At 72.7% G+C, this 6857-nt stretch carries 7 protein-coding genes; 1 reads left to right on the forward strand and 6 read right to left on the reverse strand.

All coding sequences use genetic code 11. The annotated features are described in order from the left end of the window. Nucleotides 1–65 precede the first annotated feature (65 nt). From fabF to ABZ951_RS26580, 5 genes are all read right to left on the reverse strand, one after another. On the reverse strand, nucleotides 66–1328 hold the full coding sequence (gene fabF, locus ABZ951_RS26560) for a beta-ketoacyl-ACP synthase II (protein WP_344089348.1): 1263 nt from the start codon (nucleotides 1326–1328) through the stop codon (nucleotides 66–68). A 67-nt stretch (nucleotides 1329–1395) separates the two neighbouring features. Continuing rightward, nucleotides 1396–1644, reverse strand: a complete 249-nt coding sequence (locus ABZ951_RS26565; protein WP_344089349.1) for an acyl carrier protein — start codon at nucleotides 1642–1644, stop codon at nucleotides 1396–1398. Nucleotides 1645–1747: 103 nt separating this feature from the next. After that, nucleotides 1748–2794: a ketoacyl-ACP synthase III gene (locus tag ABZ951_RS26570; protein WP_344089350.1), complete on the reverse strand. Its 1047-nt coding sequence runs from the start codon at nucleotides 2792–2794 to the stop codon at nucleotides 1748–1750. A 14-nt stretch (nucleotides 2795–2808) separates the two neighbouring features. After that, nucleotides 2809–3765, reverse strand: coding sequence for an ACP S-malonyltransferase (locus ABZ951_RS26575; RefSeq protein ID WP_344089351.1), 957 nt, complete (start codon nucleotides 3763–3765; stop codon nucleotides 2809–2811). A gap of 89 nt (nucleotides 3766–3854) precedes the next feature. Beyond that, a complete protein-coding gene (locus tag ABZ951_RS26580) occupies nucleotides 3855–5039 on the reverse strand; it encodes a helix-turn-helix domain-containing protein (RefSeq protein ID WP_344089352.1) in 1185 nt (394 codons plus the stop codon). Nucleotides 5040–5096: 57 nt separating this feature from the next. Between ABZ951_RS26580 and ABZ951_RS26585 the strand changes: the two genes are divergently transcribed. Continuing rightward, a complete protein-coding gene (locus ABZ951_RS26585) occupies nucleotides 5097–5777 on the forward strand; it encodes a pirin family protein (RefSeq protein WP_344089353.1) in 681 nt (226 codons plus the stop codon). A gap of 101 nt (nucleotides 5778–5878) precedes the next feature. Here the strand turns inward: ABZ951_RS26585 and ABZ951_RS26590 are convergent, their stop codons facing one another. Next, nucleotides 5879–6697 (reverse strand): serine hydrolase domain-containing protein, encoded by an 819-nt coding sequence (locus tag ABZ951_RS26590; protein ID WP_344089354.1) that lies wholly within the window; start codon nucleotides 6695–6697, stop codon nucleotides 5879–5881. Nucleotides 6698–6857 lie beyond the last annotated feature (160 nt).

Consider the following 6857-nt stretch of genomic DNA (forward strand, 5'->3'; position numbering starts at 1 on the left):
GAAACGGCAGCGGCCCGCCCCCGGAAGTCGTCCGGGGGCGGGCCGCTGCCGTCGCGAGCGCGGGATCAGACCGAGCGGAGGGCGAGCACCACGTTGTGGCCGCCGAAGCCGAAGGAGTTGTTGATCGCCGCGATGGGGCCCTCGGGGAGCGGGCGGGGCTTGTCGCGGACGATGTCCGCGTCGATGTCCTCGTCCAGCTCCTCGATGTTCGTCGTCGGGGGCGCCATCCGGTGGTACACCGCCAGCACCGTCGCGACCGTCTCGATGCCGCCGGCACCGCCCAGCAGGTGACCGGTCATCGACTTGGTGGCGGAGACCGCCACGTGGTCGAGGTCGTCACCGAGGATCTGGCGCAGCGCCTTGATCTCGGCGGCGTCGCCCTGCGGGGTCGAGGTGGCGTGCGCGTTGAGGTGCACGACCTCCGACGGCTTGAGGTCGGTGGTGTCGAGCAGGTTCTGCAGCGCGGCGGCGATGCCCCGGCCGGTCGGCTCGGGCTGCGCGATGTGGTGGCTGTCCGCGGACAGGCCCTGGCCCAGGACCTCGCAGTAGATGCGGGCACCGCGCTTGGCGGCGTGCTCGGCCGACTCCAGGATCACCACGCCGGCGCCCTCGCCGAGCACGAAGCCGTCCCGGCCCTTGTCGTACGGGCGGGAGGCCTTCTGCGGCTCGTCGTTGTTCTTCGACATCGCCATCATGTTGGCGAACGCCACGATGGGCAGCGGGTGGATGGCCGCCTCGGTACCGCCGGCGACGACCACGTCGGCACGGCCGGTGCGGATCATCTCGACGGCGTAGCCGATCGCCTCGGCGCCGGACGCGCAGGCGCTGACGGGGGTGTGGACACCCGCCTGGGCACCCACCTCCAGGCCGACGTTCGCGGACGGGCCGTTGGGCATCAGCATCGGCACGGTGTGCGGGGAGACGCGGCGGACGCCCTTCTCCTTGAGCACGTCGTACTGGTCGAGCAGGGTCGTCACGCCGCCGATGCCGGAGGCGATGACCGTGCCCAGGCGCTCGGGGGCGATCGAGGCGTCCTCACCGGCCTTGGCGGTGAAGCCCGCGTCGGCCCACGCCTCCCGGGCCGCGATCAGCGCGAACTGCGCCGAGCGGTCGGTCTTGCGGGTGAGCGGGCGGGGCAGGACGTCCTCGGGATCGACGGCCGCGCGGGCCGCGATGCGGACCGGCAGGTCGGCGAAGCGCTCACCTTCCAGGGGCGTCACGCCGGAACGCCCGGCGAGCAGCCCTTCCCAGGTCGATGCGCTGTCGCCACCCAGCGGTGTGGTTGCGCCGATACCGGTGACGACCACGGTGCGATTGGTCGAGTTCACAGGGATTCTGTCTCCACGAGTAGAGGTGCTGGAACCGCCACCGCTGGGGTGGCGACAAACGCTGTGATCAGCTCTGGTGCTTGAGGATGTAGTCGGCAGCGTCGCCGACCGTCTTCAGACCCTTGACGTCCTCGTCCGGGATCTTGACGTCGAAGCGCTCTTCGGCGGCGACGACGACCTCGACCATGGACAGCGAGTCGACGTCGAGCTCGTCGGTGAAGGACTTGTCCAGCTGGACGTCCTCGACGGGGATACCGGCGATCTCGTTGACGATCTCGGCGAGACCCTCGAGGATCTCCTGCGCGGTGGCGGCCATAACGGCGCTCCTTCGTTCTGTGCGGTGGAACTGCGTGGTATGGAAATAGCTGGTGCGACGGGTCCCGCGCCGTACGGCCTCGGCCGGGCGGCGCGGATCTCGCCTAGGGGAGGGTAACGACCGTCGCGGCGTAGGCGAGACCCGCCCCGAACCCGATGACGAGCGCGGTGTCCCCGCTCTTCGCCGCCCCGGTGGCCAGGAGCCGCTCCATGGCCAGCGGAATGGAGGCCGCGGAGGTGTTGCCGGTGGTCTCCACGTCCCGGGCGACCGTGACGCTCTCCGGCAGTTTGAGGGTCTTCACCATCGAATCGATGATCCGCATGTTCGCCTGGTGCGGGATGAAGACGTCCAGGTCGTCGGGGCTGACCCCGGCGTCGTCCAGCGCCTGCTGGGCGATCTTGGCCATCTCGAAGACGGCCCAGCGGAAGACCGCCTGGCCCTCCTGGGTGATGGCCGGGAAGCGGATGTCCTCCAGCGCCTGCCGGGCCTCGGGGCCGTCGCCGCCGGGCACGGGCGTGGTGCGGTAGGACTCCCAGCTCACCGTCTGCTTGATCGTCGAGGACTTGTCGCCCTCGGAGCCCCAGACCGTCGGGCCGATCGCCGGCTCCTTGGAGGGGCCCACGACCACGGCACCGGCGCCGTCACCGAACAGGAAGGCCGTCGCGCGGTCCTCCAGATCGGTCAGGTCCGACAGCCGCTCCACCCCGATGACCAGGGCGTACTCGGCCGAACCCTCGACGACCAGGCCCTTGGCGAGCGTCAGGCCGTAGCCGAAGCCCGCGCAGCCGGCCGAGATGTCGAACGCGGCGGCCCGGTCGGTGCCGAGCTTGTACGCGATCTCGGTGGCGATGGCCGGGGTCTGCTGGAAGTGCGACACCGTCGAGACGACCACGGCGCCGATCTGCTCGGGCGTGATCCCGGCGTCGGCGATCGCCTTGCCGGCCGCCTCGACCGACATCGCGGACACCGTCTCCTCCGGGCCCGCCCAGTGCCGGGTCGCGATGCCCGACCGGGAGCGGATCCATTCGTCGGACGACTCGATGTGCTTGAGGATCTCCTCGTTCGGAACCACTCGTGTGGGGCGGTAGCCGCCCACGCCGAGGATGCGCGCGTAAGGGGCGCCCTTGCTGGGCCTGATCTTCGCGGTCATGCTCTCGGGGCTCCTTAGTCGGCCGGGGTCGCGGCTGCGTCGGTGGCGTACTCGGCGATCAGCGCACGCGCCGCGTCGAGGTCGTCCGGGGTCTTCAGCGCGAGCGTGCGCACACCGGGCAGCGCGCGCTTGGCGATGCCGACCAGAGTGCCACCCGGAGCGAGCTCGATCATCGCCGTGATGCCGTGCTCCTTGAACGTCTCCATGCACAGGTCCCAGCGGACCGGGTTGGCCACCTGGCCCACCAGCCGCCGCACGACCTCCTCACCGGTGGCGACGGTCGCGCCGTCCCGGTTGGAGACGTAGCGGGTGTGCGGGTCGGCCACGGGCAGCCCCGCGACGGCCGACTCCAGGGCCGTGACGGCCGGGGCCATGTGGTGCGTGTGGAAGGCGCCGGCCACCTTCAGCGGCACGACCCGGCGGGTGCCCTCCGGCTTGTCCTCGGCGAGCGCGGCCAGCTGCGCCGCGGTGCCCGCCGCCACGATCTGCCCCGCGCCGTTGACGTTGGCCGGGGTCAGGCCGAGCTTCTCCAGATGCGGCAGCACGTTCTCGGCGTCACCGCCGAGGAGTGCCGCCATGCCCGTCTCCGTGACGGCCGCGGCCTCGGCCATGGCCAGGCCGCGCTTGCGCACCAGCTCCAGTGCCGTCTCCTCCGACAGCACACCGGTCAGCGCCGCGGCGGCGAGCTCACCGACGCTGTGGCCCGCGGCCGCGCCGACGCGGGAAGTGAAGTCCTCCGCCGCCGGGAACAGCTGCCGGGCGGAGAGCAGCGCCGAGGCCACCAGCAGCGGCTGGGCCACCGCGGTGTCGCGGATCTCGTCCGCGTCGGCGTTCGTGCCGTAGTGGACCAGGTCCAGGTCGATGGCGGCCGACCACGCGCGGAGTCGGTCGGCGACACCGGGGAGGTCGAGCCAGGGGGTCAGGAAGCCGGGCGTCTGAGCGCCCTGGCCGGGAGCGACGAGTACGAGCACCCTCACACTCTCTCTCGTGGACGGCCCGGTCCACCCGTGGGGACAGGGACCAAGAACCGTCAGGGGAATTGTTGATGTTCGACAAAAGGTTAGAACTGAGTCTCCGCGTCTGCCAGACGGCCCAGGATGAGCGCGACTCGCAGCGTGAACGCCGAACGCACATCGGAGGGTGACCAACCGGTGACATCCGTCACACGTCGGAGGCGGTATCTCACGGTGTTCGGGTGGACGAACAGCATGCGGGCCGCGCCTTCCAGGCTACTTGCCTGTTCGAGGTAGACGCTCAGCGTCTCCAGGAGAGCCGAGCCCGCCTCTTCCAGCGGTCTGTAGATCTCCTCCACCAGCTGCTCACGCGCGGTGGCGTCCCCCGCCATGGCCCGCTCGGGCAGCAGATCGTCGGCGAGCACCGGCCGGGGCGCGTCCGGCCAGGCCGCGCACGCCTTCAGGCCGGCTGCCGCGGACTGCGCGGAACGCGTCGCCGCCAGCAGGTCCGGCACCACCGGGCCGGCCACCACCGGGCCGGCCGCGAACGGGCCGATCAGCGCCTTCGCGGCCTGCAGCGGATTGTCCGAGCCGCCCGCGATCACCACCAGCCGGTCCCCGAGGACACCGGTGAGCACCTGGAGCTTCGCATGGCGCGACGCCCGCCGGATCGCCTCCACCGTCAGCTCGCTGTCCCCGCTCGGGGCCGTGCCCAGCACCACCGCGACGTGCGAGGGGGAGTTCCAGCCCAGCGCGGCCGCCCGGGACAGCGCCCCCTCGTCGGCCTCCCCGGACAGCACCGCGTTGACCACCAGCGACTCCAGCCGGGCGTCCCACGCGCCGCGCGCCTCCGCCGCCTGCGCGTACACCTGCGCGGTGGCGAAGGCGATCTCCCGCGCGTAGACGAGCAGCGCCTCGCGCAGCACCGACTCGTCACCCGGCGCCGCCACGTCGTCGATCGCCGACTCCATCACCTCGATGGTCGTCCGGACCATCTCGACCGTCTGGCGCAAAGTGATCGCCCGCGTCAGCTCGCGCGGGGCCGTGCCGAAGACGTCGGTGCTGATGGCCTGCGGAGTCTCCGGATGCCGGAACCACTCCGTGAAGGCCGCGATGCCGGCCTGGGCGACCAGGCCGATCCACGAGCGGTTCTCCGGGGGCATCGCCCGGTACCAGGGAAGCTGGGCATCCATCCGGGCGATGGCGGCGGCGGCCAGGGTGCCGGCCGACTTCTCCAGGCGGCGAAGGGTGGCGCTGTGCGGATGCGGGGTGTTAGCGGCGGGTTCAGGCACGGGGACAAGCCTGCCTTATCCGGGTCCGGCCCGGGGTCGCCGGGCTAACGTAGCCCGATGACGCATGTGCGACGCGCCGTACAACGAGCCCCGGAGCGCTTCCGGGGCGGGGACCCGGACGCCGGGATCGCCACCTGGCACGCGTTCTCCTTCTCCGGCTTCTACGACCCCGACAACGTCCGGTTCGGGCCCCTCGCGGCCTGCAACGAGGAGCACCTGGCGCCCGGCGCGGGCTTCGCCGAGCACCCGCACCGCGACGTCGAGATCGTCACCTGGGTGGTCGAGGGCGAGCTCACCCACGAGGACTCCACCGGCCGACGCACCGTGGTGCGCCCCGGCGACCTCCAGCGGCTCAGCGCGGGCGCGGGGGTGCTGCACACGGAGCGCAACGACGGCGGCGCGCCGCTGCGGTTCGTGCAGATGTGGCTCACCCCCACGGACTGCGGCGGGGACCCCTCGTACGAGGTGGTGCGGGGCATCGCCGACGGCACGCCCTACGCGCTCTCCCGGGCGGACGCCGTGCTGCACGTGCGCCGGCTGCGCGCCGGGGAGCGGACGGCGCTGCCGGACGCCCCGTGGCTGTACGTCCACGTGGTGCGCGGCACCGTCCGGCTGGCCGGGGACGCCCTGGAGCCGGGGGACGCGGCGCGGATCCTGGACGCGGAGTCCCTGGAGGCGGAGCCCGCCGGGGGTGACGCGGAACTGCTGGTGTGGGAGATGCGGGCGGGAGGCCTGTGAGGCCGGTTTGACGGGACTTCGGCCGGGGGTTCGTTGTTGCCGGGTTGCCGCCCGCTTGAGCACACCGCCGCGCAGCGGTGGTGCACCCCGACGAACGACCGTTACCGGCGGGCCAGCTCCGAAAGGACCGCGTCCGTCAGCGGCGGCCACGCCTCGACCGCCCACGGGCCGAACGGCCGGTCCGTCAGCGACACGCACGCCGCGCCGGCGTCCGGGTCCACCCACAGGAACGTGCCCGACTGCCCGAAGTGGCCGAACGTGCGCGGCGACGAGGCGGCGCCCGTCCAGTGCGGGGACTTCCCGTCGCGGATCTCGAAGCCCAGGCCCCAGTCGTTGGGCCGCTGGTGCCCGTACCCGGGCAGCACACCCGTCAGCCCGGGGAACGCCACCCGCGTCGCCTCCTCCAGCGTCGAGCGCGCCAGCAGCCGCGGGGCTTGCAGCTCCGCCGCGAAGCGGACCAGGTCGGCCACCGTCGAGACGCCGTCCTTCGCCGGGGAGCCGGGGAGGTCCGTCGACGCCATGCCGAGCGGCTCCAGCACCGCCTGCCGCAGGTACTCGGCGAACGGGATGTCCGTCGCCCCGGCGATGTGCTCGCCGAGTGCCTCGAAGCCCGCGTTGGAGTACAGCCGGCGCGTGCCCGGCTCGGCCGTCACCCGGTGCTCGTCGAAGGCCAGCCCCGAGGTGTGCGCCAGCAGGTGGCGGACGGTGGAGCCCGCCGGGCCGGCCGGCTCGTCCAGCTCGATCGCGCCCTCCTCGACCGCGAGCAGCGCGGCGTAGGCGGCGAGCGGCTTGGTGACGGACGCCAGCGGGAAGCGGTGCCCGGCCGGTCCGTGGGCCCCCGCCAGGGTGCCGTCGGCGCGCACGACGGCCGCCGCGGCGGTCTCCACGGGCCAGTTCTCGATCATCCGCAGGCTGTTCATGGGTCCGAGCGTAGGCCTTGCCGGCCTGGTCTCTGACTGCGGGTCCGTCGCGCCGCCTGCGGCGGGGAGCGCCCTGCGGGCGCGTCCTCAAGCGCCGGACGGGCTGAAATCAGCCCGTCCGGCGCTTGAGGACAAGGCACAGCAGCCCGCCCGGCGCCCC

Source organism: Streptomyces sp. NPDC046215 (assembly GCF_040646215.1).
In the GTDB taxonomy this organism is placed as follows: Bacteria; Actinomycetota; Actinomycetes; order Streptomycetales; family Streptomycetaceae; genus Streptomyces; species Streptomyces stramineus.

Excerpts from the sequence above, each read along its gene's own strand:
- ABZ951_RS26585 (WP_344089353.1), top strand. The coding sequence starts at position 5,097 with ATGACGCATGTGCGACGCGCCGTACAACGAGCCCCGGAGCGCTTCCGG.
- ABZ951_RS26570 (WP_344089350.1), bottom strand. The coding sequence starts at position 2,794 with ATGACCGCGAAGATCAGGCCCAGCAAGGGCGCCCCTTACGCGCGCATC.
- ABZ951_RS26565 (WP_344089349.1), bottom strand. The coding sequence starts at position 1,644 with ATGGCCGCCACCGCGCAGGAGATCCTCGAGGGTCTCGCCGAGATCGTC.
- ABZ951_RS26590 (WP_344089354.1), bottom strand. The coding sequence starts at position 6,697 with ATGAACAGCCTGCGGATGATCGAGAACTGGCCCGTGGAGACCGCCGCG.